Below are 18831 nucleotides of genomic sequence, written 5' to 3' on the forward strand. Positions count from 1 at the left end.
TCACCTCCTGTACTCTACGGGCTTTGTAAGCTTAATCACAAAGGCTGTTGAAATAAAGATTGCTGCCGCACATACCGACAAAACAATTTGTCCAACTGCCGTATGCATCAAAGTATAGTACCAGTCTCTGTTTAGCAGGTACATAATGGGAATATTGCCAACTACAAGGAGTGCCATCATTATAAATTCTTTTCTTGGTTCGAACACCATATACTCCAGCTCCGCGTTAACGATTCGCATATCGGACAGCTTGCTTACGATAGGAGTCAGAGTCGTTTTTAAGCTCCGGTCATACTGACACGCTGCGATAGCATCACACCACTCATGGAATACTTCATTTTCAATTTGTGAGTTCATGCCATGAAGTGCCTCTACAATATCCGGATTAACCAGTTTTACCTTTGTCAAAAATCCGGCGAACACGCTTTTTACAGGAGGATTTAAGTAAGAGACGCTTTCCTCTACCGCAGTAACGATATCTTCATTCCGAAGGTATGCTGAGGTAATAATAGATAAGGCCGTTTCTAACTCATCCGCGATGTTTTTTTTGTAATGGCTGGCGGTCAGCCTTATATACCAGAATGGCAGAAACATCATACCGACAGCCAGAACTGGAACAAGAAATACATTATTCATAAGTATGGCAAGGCTGACACCGGTGGCGAAGCCTAACAATGAGGCGGCACAGACAAGAGAAAACCAGCCGCTCCGTTCTGTAATCTTTAGAATTTCCTGTATCTCTATAATCTCCCGCCGGAAAAGAGACATCTTTTTCCGCTTGTCCGCCTCGTTTATTTCGGAACGAATGCTCTTATTCTTTCTTGTAAGAAATCCAAACAGGCTATCTGTAAATTCCATGGGAGTTAAGCCTAATAAGAAGAAAAAGCCGGCTATTAACCCGATGCAGGAGGCTAAAAGAATTGTGGTCATGCCATGTCACCTCCCAGCCCAAGAATCCGTTTTAAGGTATCCTGCGGCATCCCATTTTCAAGAAAGCGTTTCTGCAGACTTTGAGAGATGCCTTGTATTGCCTGATGGCTTCCACTTATAATAAAGTTTCCGTCCTCTACACGGTTTTCCGTGATTTGAAACTGAAACAGGCTCCGATAGTTTCTTGTGCCATCCGGTAGGATTTCACACTCCATGATTTCCATCATACGCCGTTTTTTATTTTCAAGCTGTTTTGCAAATACCACGATAGGAAAGGCTTCTGTGACCAGATCCATGAGGGTGTTATCCGCCATATCGTATTTCCGCTTGCAAAGGGTAACCATACGGCGCCAGGTAGCTTCACAGGAATTTGAATGAATGGTGGTCAGCACCGTATGCCCGGTCCTGGCAGACTCCTGTGCGGCATAGGCTTCCGGTCCACGCATCTCGCCCACACAGATAATTTCAGGATTAAAGCGCAGAGCCATATCGAGAAGAATATCCTGATCAATGTTCTGTTTTTCATTTTCACTGAACCGGGTCAGAGTATGGATTACACTGTTAGTAACTTTGCCGTCCTTTTTACGGATCAGTGCCAGTTCACGGGAACCGTTTTCAATGGTAAAAATACGTTTATTGTCTGGGATTGTGGTAAGCAGCCAACCAGCCAGTGTAGTTTTACCGGAACTGGTAGCACCAGCAACGCATACGGAAATACCATACCGCAGACATTCCGTAAGAAAATCCAGCATAGGTTCCGTGGCTGTTCCACCCCGAATAAAATCAGCTTTTTGCATACTCTGAGGATTTACAATACGAATGGAAGCGGCTACGCCTACATCCTCATCTACCACCGGGGATTTTAAAGCCGCAATTCGAATATTTTTACTTAAATGTCCCAAGATTGCAGGGCTTGCATTATCTAAAACCATACCGGAAACATGAAGCATGCGTCGTACCACATTGACCGCGTGTGCCGGACTTTCAAACTGTTCATCTAGTTTTTTGGTCACTCCGCTGCTATACTGCACCTCAATATCATTCCAGGCATTAACATCGATTTCCTCAATTCCTGCACCAAAAACGTATTTAGTCAGGAAAGAAAACTCTGCCATCTCAGTGTAAAGGGCATCAACCAGCTGGGATTGTGTCATTTCGGCAACTGCCAGGCGGTAATCCTGAATATATTTGCTGATATATCGCTTTACCTGGGACTTGACTTCTTCGCTATCTCCGTCAGTAATTAGCGTTGCATACTTACTGGAAATATAGGACTGCACCTCTTTGAGCACCTGCCGGAACTCTCTGATCGACCCTTCCGCAGAAAAAAACAGTTCCTGATTACCGTCTGTGCTTTGATTCGACAGGATATCCGTTTGTACGGGTTCTTTTCTCATACACCGAACACCTCCTTTGCGATTTCTGCTATCTCCTTGCGAAAGCCCCGGCTGTCCTTAAGCGAAAGATCTCCAAGGAGGTCCCCATCTAATCCCAGCTTCTCAAGTTCATTAGAATGCGGAAGTTTAAAGGTTACATTGCCAAGCACCTGCTCAATATGCTCGCTTGCCTGATTTGGTTTAACGTCAGATGCAACCTTATACTGTTTATCCGCATCCCATTTCTGATCCTTTAGGAGCGGGAGCTGGCTGGACAGATAACTGATGGATTTCAAATCGCAGTTTACCAACCGAAGAACCGAATCAGCCTCCAGAAGGGACACAGCCGAAAGAACATCATAGGCAATGTAACTGCTGCAATCGATGATAATATAAGGGGCAATATCCCGAAGACGGTCAATTAATTCCGTCGCCAACTCCGTGGTATAGGGTGGGTAAGTATACATATTTTCCCCCTTCTTCATTCCTATGATAGTCAAATACTCCATCTTTTTGAGGGTAATACAATTTTGACGAATAAGCTCATCTGTAATATGAGTTGCTGCCAAAATACTTCCTAGGGAACGTTCACATTCCAGCTCTGTCGGCGGACATATGCATGGTAGCATCGGCGCCGTCATGTCACATAAAAGCAACAACGCATTGCGTTTATGAGTAGCCAGATATTTGGCAAGCCGTACACTGACCGTGGTCTTTCCACTGCCAGGGCTGCCCCACACCGCTAACACCTGAACATCTGGATTTAAGTTCTCCTGGGATGGCTTCAGCTGATTCCTGAAAAAAAGACTTCCTTTCATAAAATTAATCATTCTTTCCCCCTACTTTCCGGTTCTACAGCAGAATTGGCATATGTGTCCGTTTCAGAGCTGTCATTTGATGATGTATCATCAGAAGAACCATCTTCTGGCACTGTACTGTCTGCCTGAGAGGTACTGTTCCGGCTTGGGGAAGGATACAAAGCCTCCAATAGTTTACTTTGAATATCTAAAAACTTATCTGCGTTTTCTTTGCTGCCCCGATAGACAAGAGAAAGATGGATATTGCCCTCCGATTCCAACTCTGCTAGGATTTTCGCCTGATCCGGCGAAGCCAGCAGGGTCACAGAAGCAGGTAACTTCTTTTCTTTTTCTGCCGATTGATTGGATTCGATGTTATTCTGATTTAGATCATAACCGGAGCTTGCAGTTACCCCAATGACCTTGATATAAGTCAGTTCTGTTGGAATCACGGTTGCCCCCTGTTTTTTATAATCCGATGCTATGACACTGACAATATCGCCGGATGCCAGTTTGCCAGATAGCCCTTGTGCAAAGTTTTTGATACTGACTGATATAGCCTGTTTGTTTCCATCGAGGTCATATAAGTAATTATTTTCCTCTGCCGGAGCAGCCGCCAGTTTTGAAGTGAGAATATAATCACCGGGTGACAAAGCCGTTACTGCGTACTTACCAATGGCAGAATCCATTTGCCGAACTACCTGCTCCGGTAGGTTATAGCTACCTACTTCTACCGACTGAACCATATTTTTAGTAATCTCCTCTCCGCTTCCAATCTCTTTTACCACCCGGACAATGGTTGTTTTTTGCGATATACTCTGGTTATAGAGAGGGGTGATTCCAAAACAGATAAGTAAGGCCAGCATAATACAAATAACACCAAGTACTGTACGGTTCTTTAAAAAACGCATGAATGTTCCTCCTAACATAAAAAATAAGCTGCAAGGCAGCCAATTGAAAGAAAAGGGGCAAGAGGATATGATTTTTTTATATCCTTCCTGTCCCGTTTTAAAATCAGAGTATGTATCATATGGAATGTCAGCATCAGAATCAGCCCTAAAATCATACCGGTCATACTCTTTTGAAAGCCTAATACCAGACCCACTGCGGCCGAAAATTTAATATCGCCGCCGAATAAACCACCCAGGAAAAGCGCGAGAAACAGAAACACTGCAGCGGTTAACAGTCCAAACAATTTTTCCGATGTAAAGTCCAAAAGCCCGGTCAGAGCAATTCCAAGACAAATCACGTCAGGAATGATTTGTTTTTTTGCATCCCATATGGTAGCTGCAACCAGTAAAGCAATAAAAAAGCCGCCCTGCAGCAGATGCGGCCAATCACTTACCATAGTTGAACATATCTACAATGCGCTCTTTCAAAGTCGGGAGTACCGTTTCTCCAAACAGGGCATAGAGTCCCGACAACACCAACGCACCAATGACTACAGAAATTAGAATCTTAATAGCAGTATCCACAAAACCTTCCCCACGCTGGGAGCTAAGAAGCTTCCATGCGTTTGAAACAGTCAGAGTATTTTTTGATTTATCAAATAGGGATACCAGCTTACTTTCAATAGTTGCAGAAATACCTGACATTTTGTATCTTACCTTATTTAATAGATTTCTCATGACAATTTCCCTCCAAAATAATTATTTAATAACAGATGATAAAATGTTGAACCTCAAAGCCCTGCCATTTGTATGCCAGTATTCTGTTCTGGCATTTGATCCGAAGTAGGCATCTCGGCTTTCCGCTGGTTTTGTTCATGATTTTGTGTTAGAACAAGATCATAAGCCTGGAAAACTGCCTGATTTAGTTGTTCCCGAAATTCTTTTGTAACCGGAAAACAGATGTCCTTGTATTCGCCATTCCCTGCCTTATAACTTGGCATTGCAATGAACAGGCCCTTAGTACTGTCAACAATTTTTATGTTGCGAATGGCAAAGCAGTCATTCAGATTAACGGATGCATAGGCGCGAACATTACCGTCCGGGTGAATAGAGCCGATCTTCACGTCTATTTTCATAGGTGTTGTCTGTGAATCCATTTGAGTTCCTCCTTGTTCTAGAATAAAAAATGCAGCCTTTCAACTGCAATGCTTGTAATTATAAATTCATTTGCGGTTCCTGACCTTGCTCCTGTTGCGGCTCCTGAAAAGAAATTTCTTTGAAACCACAGGTATCACAGTAGTAAAATGCACAGCCATTTTCATCGTATAACTCCAACACATCGGACATAGAAAGGCTATGTCCCTTGTAGCCGGGTGGGTGGTCGATATTAAATTTCGTATAGAGTGCTTCCAAATCATTAGTCTCCACCTCGCCGTCATACACTACCTGATAGCTGGCAGAGTCCGGCTCCCCGAAGCGGCTTGTGAGCGTTTCATAGCTAATGAATTTCATCATAATATCTACTTCGGGTGCAAGCTGCCACACACGGCAGCGTTTGAGCAATGCTTTGTTGCCCTCCGGATCAATGGTTCCTGCCGCCAGTCTCTCAAAGGTGCCGGGCTTCCAGTCCACCTCCAGTCCTCTCTTTTCTGTAAGATAGAACTCCAGCTCATCGGTCTGAAACATGGTATCTACCACAGCTTTTTCTCTTGAGAGGTAACCAGCTATGTTGCCGTAATAGAGAATACGGTTGCTTCTAATTTGAATGTTGCTCATGAAAATCCCTCCCTTCAGATTCATTCACCCTTACTGGAAGTAAAACTCTACGCTGTATGTAATATTACTCTTGTTATACATGCAATTGTGATTTGTGTAGTAGTAAAACTCCAGCTGACTGTAGATGCCGGGCGAGATGGAACGGCTGAAGGTGATGCCGTTTGTGGTGGTTCCGTAATCCAGCTGATCCCACTGTCCGGTGAGGGTGTTGTAGCCTCGGACACGGCCATAGTCATTGCCGGAATGTCCGGATACCGGCGGCACAGTAAAGGTATAGTTGGTGATGGTTGCACCGGAAATACCCTGCTCCACAATTACTGACTCCGGACCGGTCAGGGTCATGCCGCCACCGCGGTTTGGGTCAGCTACAAAGAATACTATGGCTGCCCAGGAGGATTCGGCTCCGGTGGAATCTACTGCTTTTACCCGTACCACATTTTTTCCCAGCGGATATGTTGTGCTGGTTTCAGAAGGGCGTCCCTCCCAAATGTAGGTAATGGCATCACCATCCGGATCTGTGCTGTAAGCAGTAATGGTGACAGGAACACCAGGGGCTATACTGTTTCCGTTTGGTGTACGGGTAATGACTGGAGTGCTGGGTGCAGAATTAGTTACGGTAAAGGTAATATCCGTCCAGTCGGAATACCACCCCCATGCATCTTTTGCACGTACCCTAACAGTATGGGTACCCACGGAATAATAGCTGTCAGCAGTGTTACCGGAGTATTCCAGCGTTACTGCATCTCCATCCGGATCTGCAGCTGATGCAGTAATGTTTACCAACAGCTTACCGTTCCGAGCAGTTCTATAGACTGAGGCATATCCTATAGGCTTATTCGGCGCATTATTAGTGACCGCAAAGCTCTGGGAATAGCTGAAGGTTCGGCCCATGCTGTCGGTAGTGCTGGCAGTCAGGACATAGCTTCCTGTGACATTGATAGAAATATTACCTCCGTTGTTAGATAGGTTTCCAGTATAGCTGGCAGTACTGCCCCCTTTTGTTAATGACCACGAAAGGATTCTACCGTCCAGTCCGGTAGCTGACGGCAGGAATACTTGAAAACCGGAACCAATGTGAACGTTAGATGGAACTGTAAACGGGAAGCTGGCAATGGGCTTGATGGTTCCGGTATTGGAAGTAAAGGTGAATTTCCGACTGTTGGAATCAGTTACCTCTGCCACCAGCTTTACAGCTATTGTTTTGTCTGTAGAGATACGCAGATTTCCGCCATCCGCAGAAAGAGAGCCATCAGCATGCTGGGTATAGGGCTTTGCTACCCCGTCATCCACTGAAAGGAGCCATGTTATACTCATATTATCCAGCTCGGAACCTGTGGTATTGACCGCCATAGAATCTCCGCTGTAGGTCAATGCTGGAATACTTATGTTCATATCAGGGATTGGGTATACAGTAAAGCTTTGGGTTCTTTCGTAGGTACGACCGGCAGGGTCTGTCATTGTCAAAATCAGCTGATAGTTCCCCTTTGCAGGGAATGTAATTGTACCGCCCATTCTGGTAAGGGTTCCGGAAGCGTAGATTTCATAAGGCTCCAAGCCTCCTTCGTCATGAATAATCTTCCAGCTGGCAGTGAGCTTCTCCAGGTCCGTACCGCTGACGGTGACTGTTCCGGCTTCACCTGTATACCAGATGAAAGGTACATTTAGTGTAATCGTAGGAACTGGATATACTGTAGTACTGGTACTGTAGGAAAATATCCGCCCCAATGCGTCCGTCATAGAAGCTGTCAGGGTATAAGTTCCCACTTCTTTAAAACGGATTTTCCCGCCAAAGGCATTCAGGCTGCCCTCCAACGTATTGGTAAGCTCCGCAAGATTTCCATCCTTTGTAAGTGTCCATTCTATCGGCAGTGTGTTATTGTTACCGCGGGTGCGCAGGTCAATAGTTCGATCGGTATGAGTCGCTTCCGGAAGTTCGAAAGAAAGAGACAGTACCGGAAGGACTTCGACTTTCCCACCGTCCTCATAAAGAAAGACACGGCCGGTTTCATCCGTGATCCTTGCAATGAGCTCATAAACTCCGGCGTGCTTAAAGCGGATGGTGCCGCCGCTATTTGTTAGAGTACCATCAAGATAAGTCGCAAGATTCTGGAATCCAAAGCTATTCTCTAACAGCCATTCCACAGTTAAGCCATCCAAATCCATGGTTTTGGGAATCACAGAAACGGGGGTATCCGTATGGGCTGTTTCCGGCAGCTGGTAGGTAATACCTGGAACCGGATAAACCTTAATGGGTGAGGTATAGCTGTAGCTGCGTCCGGCAGGGTCTGTAAAGGCAGCTTTTAAAACATAATCTCCCTTTTTCTTAAAGCGGACAGTACTGTTTTTATCGATCAGCGTTCCTTCAATATAATCAGAAAGAGTGATGTCTTCACCGTTTCGGGTCAGTGACCACTGAATTTCAGAAGTCCCAAGATTCTGGAATGTAGCTTCTACCTGAACACTCTTGTCCGTGTGCGTAATTTCTGGCAGGTAAAAACCTACGGAGCCTACCGGGTAAATAATAATAGTTTGCGCAGCATCAAAGACTCTGCCGGCTTCATCCGTTAGCGTTCCGGTAATCCGATACACGCCCTTGTCCTTAAATCGAATCTTTCCACCCGCATTGGTCAGGGAACCTTCCAGCTCGTCTTTGATCTCAGCCGATTCGCCGTTTTTCATTAAGCTCCAGACCACAGGTAATCCATCTACATTCGTATGTGCTGCAGTAACTTCCAAGGCGGTATCGGTGTGAGAAGCTTCTGGAAGCGTGAATGCAATCTCCGCTACGGGATAGACTCTTGTTCTTTCTGTATGGATAAAGATGCGCCCGATTTTATCTATGATCGTGGCAGTAAGAGTGTATGTGCCCTTGCTTTTAAAGACAAAGCTGCCTCCCTCATTAGAGAGAGTACCGTCCAGAATATCAGCTGGCTGAACCGCTTCTCCGTCCTTTTCTGCTGTCCACACAATGTCATATCCATAGAGTGCTTCCAAAGAGTAGGCCAGCTTGACGGATTTGTCTGTGTGAGTCGTTTCTGGCAGGGCAAAGGTCAGGTCAATCGTCGGATAAATGGTCACTGTTTTAGCCAGCAGAGTTTCTTTCCCTCTGACATTTTTTGCAGCTGCGGTCAGGGTGTATTTCCCTGGTTCTTTAAACTGGAGCGTTCCTCCCTCCAGACCGAGAGTGCCGATACCGGCAAGCTCCATTGGCTGTTCGGAGCCATCCGCAGCAGTTTTCGTCAATGACCAGGAAAAGCTCTCCATGTATTTCCATACCGGCATGATTTTAATTTCAGTATCGGTATGAGCGGTGACGGGAAACTCAAAGCGCACCTGCGTATCTGGATAGAAACAGGAGCCACCGCCGCAATCACCGTGGTCATCCGAATCCCGTCCGGGTTTTGGTGTAGGTGTAGGCTTCTCTGGCGTAGGCTCCACCGGCATTGGCGTTGGCTCCACTGGAACAGGCGTAGTGGGCTCTGGAGTTGGTTTGGGTATTTCAGAGGTTGGAATAGGCAGCGGCTTTGTCTTATCAATCATTTTCTCTGCTTCCCCCTTGGTGATTGGTTTATTCGGCTTCAATTTGCCGCCATCCTCATCTCCAATAATGTTATCCTCCCTGCCGATAATGACGTAGCCCTTGTCACTATTTTTGATATCCTTGTCATCGTCATATCCACTGTGGCCTTTGGTATTCTTGGCTTCCTCATCCCTTCCGCTGATACGCACCAGCATCTTGATAATCTCGGCACGGGTAACGGGTTCATCTGGTTTAAAGCCATCTGGATAATCAGCAGGATCAATGATCCCAGCATTGATGAGTGCCTCAATATACTTCTCCGACCAGTGACCGCGGGTATCCGGGAAGCTGGCTGTATCCTTTTTTGCATCCGCCGTATCCAGCGGAATGTCCCGTACTAAAATTGCGGCAAATTCACCGCGGGTAATGATTTCATCCTTCGGTATAAACAATTCCGGACGCTCCTGGGTATAAATAAAAAAAACGCCGCCAAGCAGCAGGAATAGAAGGAGGATGGCAAGCATGCCGACCCTCTTCTTTTTTTTATCTGTCATGAGAGTACCTTCCTTTCATTTTTTTGATAGAAGCAATTAAAGTATGTAATCTTCATAGCTTAAACTCCATACCGCCATTTTGCTCCTGTTCCTTTTGATGTGCTTCCAGCATTTCCTGGGTCGGATAAAGGAGCTTTCCCTCCTGCATCTCAAATACGCAGAAGTCATTCCGGTCGCAGATCATAATTCTATGCTGGTAATCCATCTGCATTTCTATAAATTCCTGCATTTCCTTTTGGCTGCAAAGCCATACGCCGGAGGTGTAGCGACCATCTGGCAGAAAACAATAGCCGCTGTACTGCGGTTGATGGCTTTTTAAATCCAGCGCTCCTGCCGGGCGTATCTGACTAAGCTGGAGCCTGGCATGGTCTGTGATAATTTCTGGCTTTGCAATGCCCATGATATCGCTGCGGTTCCAGCGTGCTTGCTCCCCGTTTTCCAGAGACACGGCAAAAACCGCCCGTCCGCTGGGATTGGGCTTGCTGCCGAAGCCTCCGGTACAAAAATACAGCTGTTTCTCCGCACTTCTATCATTTTCAGGCAGAGAGGATGCGCAAAGAATGACAACCTTGCCGGCAATAGAAAAGTCATATCCAATCTGCCGGCAATCCAGAGGGGTAAAAAGCATATTTTCTTCCATAACTTAGTCCTCCTTCCGCTGCTTAAGAAGCTCAGTCAATTCACCGATCAGTCCAAGACGTGTGCCGTCCGGCATTTGCTTAATGGCTGCACGGACGAAGGCTTCCACCGCTTCCGGGGACTGGTCTCCCACCTCGATGAGCTCCACCTTTTGAATACTGACCGCACCCTGGCGGACATTCATCTTTACGATATCGCCATAGTCCAATCCAGACGCGGAGCGCATCTCCTTTGGAATCAGTACACGGCCCTTGCAGTCAATAATTCGGTATGTTTTTTTTGAATTCATAAATAGTATCCCTCCTTCCTCATTACCTCCCGAATAGTATCGGGGTGAATTCCAAGTTCCTGAAAAAGCCCAGCTAGTTCCTCCGGCAAACGGTTCAAAATATCCGAGGTTAAAATAACAATAGCACCATCGCCGCAGATGATTTCCAAATCACTGTCTGCAGAAATCCCCGCCCCCTCCAACACCTCTCCTGGAAGATTAAGACCATCCTCATCCTCTGGTTCATCCTTCTCTTCCAGCGTATCCTCCTCCGGCAGAGCGCACAGTGGTATGGCAACTTCAATCCCTGCCTGCGTAAGTAAAAGAAGTGAAGCTGCTTCATCTCCCCTGGATGCAAGCACCACTTCAACCTGTTCACCAGGGGTAAGTCCGGCAGGAATCACAGGAATAGTTAGAAGCCCGTGGTGGTCGACTGCCGCTTTTGTTTTCATAATTTTCAAAATAAGTTCCTCCTTTATATTTTTTTCCGGTTAAGACTCATTGAAAAATAGTTCAGAATCAAAAAGATTCATTTGTAATGGCCTATCTCTCAGCCGTTCTCCGGTGTCATAGTTGGAGATGAATACCTCCGCGTATTCACTTCCGTTGTCATAGCGCTGTGCCAGATTGTTAAGACGGCTGACTGCTTCAATGTGAAAGCCCTGGTACAGTTCCCGGATAAATTCGCAGTCATTGTAACTGACCAAAAACTTACCCTTACAGACTGACAGCGTATCCCGCAAGCGATAGTGATCTTCCTTTCTGAACTCTACCGCATAATGTCCTTCTGTCTGATAGTAGGGAGGGTCACAGTAAATAAAGGCATTCTCCCGGTCGTACTGCCGGATGAGATCTTCAAAGTCCTTGTTTTCAATGACTGTGTCCCTTAAACGAATGTTGGCCTGCCAGAGCAGATGGAAGGTCTTTCGGATATCGAAAGGCTGACAGCCGAAGCTGGTACAGCCGCTTCCGTAGCTGTAGCGAATGAGCTTAAAAAAGGCAGCTGCACGCTTAACGTCATTCATTACCGCTTGCTCCGTTAGAATCTGCTGTATGTCCTCATAATCAGGTGGAGGTAGGTGACGCTCAGCAAGATCCAGCTCCTTTGAAAGATACTCGCTGGTGAATTCCTTCTTTGAGAGATACCTGCGCAATACACTAAATTCATCCCGGCTGTTCAGCGGCAAAAAGTTCAGCTCCCGAACCAGGTCAAGAGTCTGCTCCTTTGCACACTTAAACAAATTTGTCAGGTCGGAGTTGAAATCGTTATACACCTCCATGGCAGTATCCATGGGACGCCCAAACAGCACCCATCCACCACCGCCGAAAACCTCAATGTAACGTTCGAACTCTTTGGGCATTCGCTGATAAATCAACTCTCGCAACGCCTTCTTTCCGCCCACCCAGCTGATAATGCTGTTCATTTATTCACCTACCTTTGCTGCGACGGTTGATTGCATCAACATCCGTTTTCATACAGGTTCCATCCGGACTCCAGCAAATGAAACCGACTTGGGGGTATGGGCAGCCATCACAGCGTGAGAGATCCTGTGGCAGTGAGACACCATAGCGTTTGGGTAAACTGGTTGCTCCCGTACCTTTTCTTTCTGTTGGTTTTGTATTTTGATTCATGCTTTGCACTCCTTTCGCTGAAAATAAAAAAGGCACCATCTTTTTTTCAAAGACAGCGCCTATTTATAATTATTTTGTTATTAGGTTGTTAAAAAAAGAGCGTCTCTCAGTTTCCATTGAAACCAAGAGACGCAATTAAATTATTATGAGTATATAGACTGGCAAATATAAACCGCATACCGTACACTTTTTTTCAAGCTTCATTTCTACGCCAGTAAAATCCAGCTATATATACTAGAAAATTAATTACCATCATTATATTGCAACTTCAATACTATTTGGTTATGTGCTTTTAGACGTTCTTTAAAATCTTTTCTTTGAATATTGCAATCTAATTTTTTTAATTCCTTATCAATTATTGAGTCGTCTTCTTTCTCTATAAATTCTTTTCGTAAATCATCGAATATTGAAAGATCATATTCGTCAAATGGAGATCTTTCAAGATTAAAATAAATATCATCTTTTATGTATTGCAATCTCTGACTTGGCATTAAATTTATGATATCCGGCTGTATGTGCCAATAGTCACATTGCATCATACTACCTTCAATTTTATTTAAAATATTTATAAGTTTATCAGTCATTTTATTCCATTCATTTTTTAATACATGATATAATTTTTTATCAAAAATCCAATAAAGTTCTGTTGAGTCACCATATGGTACTACAGTAAATAATAATATGCTTTTATTATTACTGATTCCCAAGAAGTGATGATTTAACATTGCAACAGGAATTTGAATCCCAATGTGCTTATACAATATGCACAATTTATCACAGGTAATTTCTACTGTATCTTTTTCCTTAACACTGTTAGAATAATTATTGAGTAACTCATTTTCAATTACACTTTTATATTCGCATAATATATAATGTTCCTCATTTTGTTTATTGATTTTTTTGGAAATTAGTTCTTCTAATTTACTTTCCATTACATTCTCTGATAACATTTCTTCTTTACTTTGTAGTTTAGATTCAATATCTTTCTTAACAATATTGATTATTTCTGTATAATAATTATTATCTTTAAAAAATTGATAACCTAATTCATTTTGAACTTTGTCAAATTTTGTTTTATATACAGAAAAACAAATACTCCTATATACTTGATATAGTATATCTTTTTCAGTTTCTTTAATTGATGAATTATCCAATGCATCAAATATTTTATCGTGGTCACAACAAAATCCTTTAAAAGATGATGCTTCAATTATACCCGATTCTGTATAAATAAAGGTTTTTCCATTATCCAATTTTATATCCCTATTAGATTTAAAGCATCCTAATTTCCCTTTTTTTGCAATAAATTGCAAGGATATTTTCTGAGATATTGCGTGTGAATTAATCGCATTTTTATTACAATTATAATACATACATCTATGGTTATTGTTTTTTTTAGAAAAAAAATCTGCTCTTTTTCTTTCTATAAGATTATCAAGTTCTAATTCGTCTTGCTTATTAATGGAAAACTCTTCCATCAGTTCTTCCTCCAATTTAAATCTTAAGTTCTAATAATATCAAACTTATACATCATATATTATTTCCATGACATATGTAACATTTCTTGTTCTTTATTGGTTATTGTATATGTCGCATAATCAAATTTATTGACTGAAAAATTTAAATCATAAAAATGAAAAAGAATTAATCTTAAAAATTCCGTACAAGAAACTAAACCTCTTATAGGTATCCTACAACATTGATTGTTTGATAATGTCATATGTGATATAGCATGTTTACATTCCACATGCTCATCAACATCATAGTCAATTCTTAACACCGTCGGAATTCCAACATTATCTCTGAACCAATCAGAATAATAAACATCGTCTCCTTCGTCAAATTGATCGATTAATTTCTTATCCCAAATTTTATTATGTTTTTTTATAAACAACAGCCTTTGCTTACAAATTTTATTATTTTTAACCATATATTCAATCTGAATTATACTCTTATCGTATAATAGAAAGGAATATTGATTATTAATCAATAATCCATCTATTAACTCATCAATTGAAATATCTTTATCATAGATAATACTGCTTGTATCATTCTTTGTAGACCATGTAATAGCATAATCATTATGTCCTTTGCATGTTACTGATTCGCCTATAGCTTCTTTTACAATGCCTATCTTTAATAGCTCTTCTTTAGTAACTCTAATATCGCTAATAATCTCTTTAACTATTCTTGGAGTACTCAATATTCTTCCTCCTCGCTAAGTGATCTAAGTAATTCTTCTTTAGTTGATATGCCCAATAATTCCATTATCAAGCGAGCATCCGTAATATTCTCTTCATTTCTCAATTTTTTAATCATATTTCTAGTGTTACCTATTGTTTTCATAATACTATCATCAAGATCCTTATTATTTAGAATCAACTCATTTTGCTCTTCTTTTGTAGGATATTTATCAAATTTAAGTTTATATTCATTACTCCTAATCTCATTAAATTCTTCGCATAATGTTCTCATTTCATCTCCATATCCTAATACTCTCACCCAGCCTTTGCTTCTCGTAATAGCGGTAAACAATGCATTTCTGTCACTTCTAGGCGTCAAAGAATTAATACATTTTTGAGCATTTACAATATATACCATGAATGTTTCATTACCCTTTGCTCTGAAAATACTGGTATATACTATTGAATTCTTTCTAAAAAAATCTTCAGGACTCGTAGTTCCTGCTGAATGTATCATGAACTCATCCTCATAATCATCATCTGCATATAATAAATTCATCAAAATATCCCTATTTTGAGAACTCTCAATGCCATCCATATCGATTATCATAATATCACTTGGTAATAAGTGCTCTTCTTTAATATCTCTCTTTAACATCTCTAGTAAGGAGAGTCTTAAGTCTATAAAATTATTATAACTAAGAAAGTCTATAATTTCATTTGAATCAACTTTTAAGAGGACTGGACTAGTTTCTTCAGTCCTATACAATAACGCAGATTTACCTTCTTGAATAGGCTCGTCACTACTATAACCAATTGCATTCCATACATCAGCTGATCCAGGAATTTGCAACAACCCTTCGTTTTTCCTATATAACCCCATCCCTATAGCATGAGCCGTAACTATAGCAGGCCCTTGATTTCGATAGCATACTGTTAATGGAGTATCTTTGGAGATATCCTGTCCAAATATTTCTATAGGTGTTGGCATAGTTTCTTCATTTAATTTTTGTAATTCATCATATGCATATACTAATCTCTGCTCATCTCCTAATATCTTTAGGCACAACGACATAAAATTTTTATCAAAATCTTGGGCCTCGTCAATAAGAATACAATCATACATTTTGCTAAAAATACTAATTTCCTTTAGAGCCATTTCACATACTTTAGAAAAAGCCCTATTTTTACCATATTTATTTTTTGCTTCAGTAAAATTCCATGGGCTAACCCCATGCTTTAAGCATATATCATAATATACACCAATAGCATTAGATGAACCCCATGCTTGCATTACTCTAATTTTAGTTCTATCATAATCAGAGCCATCATTTTTAGCAGCATAAAATTTTGAGATAAGATTAACAAGTTGATTTTTTAATGATCGTGTAGAATATGTTACAACTATTGTCCATTCTTTATGTGCCATATGCAATTCTACAGCTTTTCTAGCCAAAACAATAGTCTTTCCACTACCAGCCATACCTCTTATTCTTTGGATTCCTCTTGTGTCAGCTAAAATTGCCTCCATTTGCCTACCATCATACTTCTCGATTAATGAATTCATTTGATTGATATAATAAGCTTTTGTTCCATTTTCTGCATCACTTCGTTCTATTCTATTATTAATCCCATATGCCTCTTGAATTCCAGAAAGTATATTGTTATATTTAGTATCGCTAAATACAGAATCTTCTTTGTACTCATCAATAATATCAATAATATTTTTTACAGAAAATCCTATAAGATTATCTTCTTGTATTTTTATTTTTTCAACTGAATAAGTGATAGTATAAAATTTAAAAATTAATTCCCTTTTTTTTACTAAAAAGGGTTGTTTTTCAAATTTAGCTTTCACTTTCATATATATTTCATCTTGAATTTGGCAATAGTCAGTTACAGCATCTAATAAAATATTAAATATAAAGATTCCAATTCTAGTTACTAGTGCTAAATCAACACAAATTCTCCTATTAGCTATCTCATCAATATAAATAGGGTATCCTAAATAAGCTTCACCTTCGATGTCTACATATTTTAAATCAAATTCATTAATAATCTGATCAACGATACTTTCTTTATCACCATCTTCAATTGATCCAATACGATGCAACATATTTTAGACTCCTTTATTAATTTTCCTTTTAATTAAAGTATAGTATAAAACCATATGAAAATATTTATAATTTGTATACTTTGTTTTATTTTATAACAAATTAATGATGACTCTATCGACAATGGATCCCATAGGTACTTCACCTTGTTTGGTATAAAAAATTCTATAAGCTTTTTATGATAATCTTAATTTATCTCTTACATGATCATAATTGGCTTTTATTCCAAGTTTACTTAAAAATAAATCAACAAAATTTATGCTATTATCCACTGCCCATTTCGCACAACCACAACCCAAAACTTTATCAGGGAAAAAAGGATTACCCGAATTCATAAATATTTTTGAAACTTCAAATTTTCCAATTAACTTTTTCTCCATCTTATTCTGTACTACTTTTTCATGACAATTATTTGATTTTCCCATAGACCATTCTGGTTCATAATGCATTAAAGCATTTCGTAGCTGTATAAGTATTTTTACATTCTGAAACGGCGATTCACATTCATTAATTATTGGTTTTCCCAGTAAGGTCAATGCTATCTGATATTTTTCTAATATAGAATAAGATGCTGTCCGAGGTATATCTAAATTCCACATATTAGCTAACAGTCGTATCTCATCTTTAGATAGTCCTTTAATATTCTCCGGATTATCTACCGTATCGCAAAAGATCTCATTAATATTAGCTTCTAGAAAACATACACATGAAAAAATCGAATTAGTAACATAAGCTTTATATTCTGTAATTAACTCTTGATTAAACTTACCAATATATTCATTTTCTAATTTACTACTTAACCTGCAAAAAAGCGCTGCTGACTGAATATGTTGAATTGAAAAATATGTACGCATTTTAATCTCACATGTTTCTTGTATTTTAAGTTCAATTTTTTCATTAAAACCATTCATATAGCTATTTCTCCTTTATACGTTAGTATTTAGAGTGCCGCACTACTGATTACATCAAATTACTATAATTTTTAGTATCATCATTACCTTGTTCGTCTCAATACATTTCTAATAAACATTTTAATGAAGTACATACCATGACCTGCAAAAACCTTTTATGAATAATTTCAGTGAAATTCATCAATAAGAAATCGGTTTTATTAGTAATAAGTTCAATTATAATTAATAAAATTCCAATCTCAAGTATTTCCATAACTACTATACTTATGCCTTGTGTACAAAATACTCTCAACAATATTTCATAAATTATATACGTACCTACATTTTTTAACTTGAGTACCTTATTTTTATTTTATGACAAATTGTAAAATAATTCAATCAAAATATGGTAGTTTATTATAAATTACCATATTTGCATAACCGCAATAATGCTCTCTTATCATCTACAATTAGGGCAAAAAGTTACATTTTAAAAACTGAAAATGTAACTTTTTTTGCTTAGTTTACCAAGTGGTTCGTCCCTATAATACATAATTTAATTCACAAACTTTCATACCTGTGGATTAACGTTTATGTTCTTATTCCTTATCTTTCTAATTCCTTTGCAATTCGATATGTTCCTAAACCTTGTAAGTATAGGTCAAATATCTTTTGGACAATCTCTGCTTCTTCGGGAACTATAATTACCGTTAGCATCTTTTGTGTATCCCATAAACTTCATGTAGTTTACCTGTACAATGCTTTGCTCAAACTTTCTAGCAATACCCCAGCGATTATTTTCACTTAGGATTTGGCTTTCTTCTAGCGCGTGGCTGCTCAATATGGTAATCAACAGTTTATCGGCGCTGTCCATAATATCAATGTTTTCTTTTTCAAAAACAATACGAATTTGCCGTTCTTTAAGCTCACGAATAATCCTTAGAAAATCCACGGTATTTCTTGCAAACATACTGATGGACTTAGTAAGTATCATATCAATTTTACTATCGTAGCAATCTTCAATCATATGATTGAAGCTATCTCGCTGCTTAGTACTGGTTGCCGGTTTACCTTGATCAGCATAAATACCTGCCAAACTCCACTTTGGATTGGCTACAATCTTTTCTGAATAATACTTCACCTGAGCTTCATAGCTATTTTCCTATTGCTCAAACCGTGTACTGACTCTGCAATAGGCAGCTACCTTGAGTTGCTTTTGTTCCACTCATATATGTTTGTCATGATTTTCTGTTGGTGGAATA

The 18831-nt window shown here is 40.2% G+C and carries 19 protein-coding genes; all 19 read right to left on the reverse strand.

Features of this window, described 5'->3' with window-relative positions:
- Window positions 1-930 (reverse strand): type II secretion system F family protein, encoded by a 930-nt coding sequence (locus ABS301_RS16535; protein ID WP_349673282.1) that lies wholly within the window; start codon window positions 928-930, stop codon window positions 1-3.
- Complete coding sequence (locus ABS301_RS16540; protein WP_349673283.1) at window positions 927-2327, reverse strand: type II/IV secretion system ATPase subunit; 1401 nt, start codon at window positions 2325-2327, stop codon at window positions 927-929. The genes ABS301_RS16535 and ABS301_RS16540 overlap by 4 nt, the downstream gene beginning before the upstream one ends.
- Window positions 2324-3136 (reverse strand): AAA family ATPase, encoded by an 813-nt coding sequence (locus tag ABS301_RS16545; RefSeq protein ID WP_349673284.1) that lies wholly within the window; start codon window positions 3134-3136, stop codon window positions 2324-2326. The genes ABS301_RS16540 and ABS301_RS16545 overlap by 4 nt, the downstream gene beginning before the upstream one ends.
- Window positions 3133-4014 (reverse strand): Flp pilus assembly protein CpaB, encoded by an 882-nt coding sequence (gene cpaB, locus ABS301_RS16550; protein WP_349673285.1) that lies wholly within the window; start codon window positions 4012-4014, stop codon window positions 3133-3135. The genes ABS301_RS16545 and cpaB overlap by 4 nt, the downstream gene beginning before the upstream one ends.
- Before the next feature lie 11 nt (window positions 4015-4025).
- Window positions 4026-4451: a prepilin peptidase gene (locus ABS301_RS16555; RefSeq protein ID WP_349673286.1), complete on the reverse strand. Its 426-nt coding sequence runs from the start codon at window positions 4449-4451 to the stop codon at window positions 4026-4028.
- The gene (locus ABS301_RS16560; RefSeq protein ID WP_349673287.1) at window positions 4441-4731 is read right to left on the reverse strand and encodes a DUF6133 family protein; all 291 of its coding nucleotides are present in this window, start codon (window positions 4729-4731) and stop codon (window positions 4441-4443) included. Before ABS301_RS16560 ends, ABS301_RS16555 begins: the two co-directional genes overlap by 11 nt.
- 53 nt (window positions 4732-4784) lie before the next feature.
- Window positions 4785-5150, reverse strand: coding sequence for a SpoVG family protein (locus tag ABS301_RS16565; RefSeq protein WP_349673288.1), 366 nt, complete (start codon window positions 5148-5150; stop codon window positions 4785-4787).
- A 58-nt stretch (window positions 5151-5208) separates the two neighbouring features.
- Entirely contained in the window at window positions 5209-5769 is a 561-nt protein-coding gene (locus ABS301_RS16570) for a YodL domain-containing protein (RefSeq protein WP_349673289.1), read from the reverse strand.
- A 30-nt stretch (window positions 5770-5799) separates the two neighbouring features.
- Window positions 5800-9843, reverse strand: coding sequence for an S-layer homology domain-containing protein (locus tag ABS301_RS16575; RefSeq protein WP_349673290.1), 4044 nt, complete (start codon window positions 9841-9843; stop codon window positions 5800-5802).
- A 52-nt stretch (window positions 9844-9895) separates the two neighbouring features.
- Window positions 9896-10483 (reverse strand): hypothetical protein, encoded by a 588-nt coding sequence (locus ABS301_RS16580; RefSeq protein ID WP_313182741.1) that lies wholly within the window; start codon window positions 10481-10483, stop codon window positions 9896-9898.
- A gap of 3 nt (window positions 10484-10486) precedes the next feature.
- Window positions 10487-10771 carry an AbrB family transcriptional regulator gene (locus ABS301_RS16585; RefSeq protein WP_312501481.1) on the reverse strand — a complete coding sequence of 95 codons (285 nt, stop codon included), beginning with the start codon at window positions 10769-10771 and terminating at the stop codon, window positions 10487-10489.
- Window positions 10768-11211 carry a hypothetical protein gene (locus ABS301_RS16590; protein WP_349673291.1) on the reverse strand — a complete coding sequence of 148 codons (444 nt, stop codon included), beginning with the start codon at window positions 11209-11211 and terminating at the stop codon, window positions 10768-10770. Before ABS301_RS16590 ends, ABS301_RS16585 begins: the two co-directional genes overlap by 4 nt.
- Window positions 11212-11241: 30 nt before the next feature.
- On the reverse strand, window positions 11242-12174 hold the full coding sequence (locus ABS301_RS16595; protein WP_349673292.1) for a DNA adenine methylase: 933 nt from the start codon (window positions 12172-12174) through the stop codon (window positions 11242-11244).
- Window positions 12175-12624: 450 nt separating this feature from the next.
- Window positions 12625-13860, reverse strand: coding sequence for a hypothetical protein (locus ABS301_RS16600; protein ID WP_313182738.1), 1236 nt, complete (start codon window positions 13858-13860; stop codon window positions 12625-12627).
- A 59-nt stretch (window positions 13861-13919) separates the two neighbouring features.
- A complete protein-coding gene (locus ABS301_RS16605) occupies window positions 13920-14585 on the reverse strand; it encodes a DUF2290 domain-containing protein (RefSeq protein WP_313182737.1) in 666 nt (221 codons plus the stop codon).
- Complete coding sequence (locus ABS301_RS16610) at window positions 14582-16681, reverse strand: DEAD/DEAH box helicase (RefSeq protein ID WP_349673293.1); 2100 nt, start codon at window positions 16679-16681, stop codon at window positions 14582-14584. The genes ABS301_RS16605 and ABS301_RS16610 overlap by 4 nt, the downstream gene beginning before the upstream one ends.
- 174 nt (window positions 16682-16855) lie before the next feature.
- Window positions 16856-17590 carry a hypothetical protein gene (locus ABS301_RS16615; protein ID WP_313182734.1) on the reverse strand — a complete coding sequence of 245 codons (735 nt, stop codon included), beginning with the start codon at window positions 17588-17590 and terminating at the stop codon, window positions 16856-16858.
- Between the two features lie 585 nt (window positions 17591-18175).
- Window positions 18176-18274: a recombinase family protein gene (locus ABS301_RS25815; protein WP_502877977.1), complete on the reverse strand. Its 99-nt coding sequence runs from the start codon at window positions 18272-18274 to the stop codon at window positions 18176-18178.
- Window positions 18231-18710, reverse strand: coding sequence for a recombinase family protein (locus ABS301_RS16620; protein WP_349673294.1), 480 nt, complete (start codon window positions 18708-18710; stop codon window positions 18231-18233). The genes ABS301_RS25815 and ABS301_RS16620 overlap by 44 nt, the downstream gene beginning before the upstream one ends.
- Window positions 18711-18831 lie beyond the last annotated feature (121 nt).

Origin of the sequence: Lacrimispora sp., assembly GCF_031982545.1 — a bacterium.
GTDB lineage: Bacteria > Bacillota > Clostridia > Lachnospirales > Lachnospiraceae > Lacrimispora.